The organism is Endozoicomonas sp. SESOKO4, assembly GCF_024606275.1.
The window spans coordinates 1-1,056 of the sequence record NZ_JAHHPS010000174.1 but is presented as its reverse complement, the minus strand read 5'-3'; the positions used below and the strand labels follow the sequence as shown (position 1 = coordinate 1,056).

Here is a 1,056-nt window from a genome sequence, read left to right as displayed (position 1 = left end):
GTCTATGTATTGATCATTGGATTCAGGGAATAGAACAAGGTTAATAACATTTAACGTCAACGCCAAAACCGCTTCCCGGGAATAATCATTGCGTTTGACACTATTGAGGGGAAATAAGTTTTCAAGTGGACTACCTGTAGTCCCATAATAATCTCCTTCTTTCAGGAAGACGGTTCTGAACTCAAAATACACATCTTTAAGATCTTTGATTTTACGATCATAGAATTCACGATTATTCCAGACAAAATTTATTGCATTGGCAATATTTTCAAAATCAATGGAAAAAAGTCCGAAAATAATTTTACAAAGTTGCTGTGGATAGGTTCTTTTAATTTCTTCAATATGTTGGGACAAAATATCCCGGCTCAAATCATCCAGCGGTGTTGAGCCTAAGCGCAGACAATAACTTCTCCCCATTACCTCCAGCCATTGTTTCAGATTGAACTCATTGTTCTCATTAACACACGACTCATATAGGATTCGGGAAAGTCGGCGTGTATTTTCACATATCAGGTTATCCTCACCACTTTCAGGGCGAAAACGGACATTATCTAATATCGATGATGAAAACCGCTTACCTTCAAAAGAACATCCGCTGAAAATGCCCTTTTCAATAATGGCACTGTTTAACTGTTCTGTATTGAATTTACACTCTTCAAATGAAAAGGATCGCAACACTGTGCCGTTCATTGAGCAGCGGCTGAAATCGATCCCGGTTAATGTACGCTTGATCTCTTCCTTACGCAGGCTCCCTTTCGGCTCTAAACCATTCAGGGAATCCAACTTTCCCTCCAAAAGTCGTGGGTTTTGCTCAAGCAGCAACTGAATACCCTTTTCACCACAGACCTTGATGAGATCTTTGATGTTTCCGTCAACCAGACTGTCTTTAGAGATTAACTGATGGTAGTGGGCTGACCAGGATTTGCGAAAAAGCTGTTCCAGCGGACGCCCATCAGGCCAGTGGCTAAAGCGTTTCTTCAAAACAGACAACAATTGCCGCTGACTTTCGCTAGAGCTGATATCAAGCAGGCTCAACTCGTCAAACAAGGACAGAGG

1 protein-coding gene is annotated in these 1,056 nt (G+C 41.3%); it reads right to left on the bottom strand.

Annotated elements, in window-relative coordinates; genetic code table 11:
* Positions 1-822: hypothetical protein (locus KDK16_RS03265; RefSeq protein WP_257255149.1), on the bottom strand; the 822-nt coding region annotated here is incomplete at its 3' end.
* Between the last annotated feature and the right edge of the window lie 234 nt (positions 823-1,056).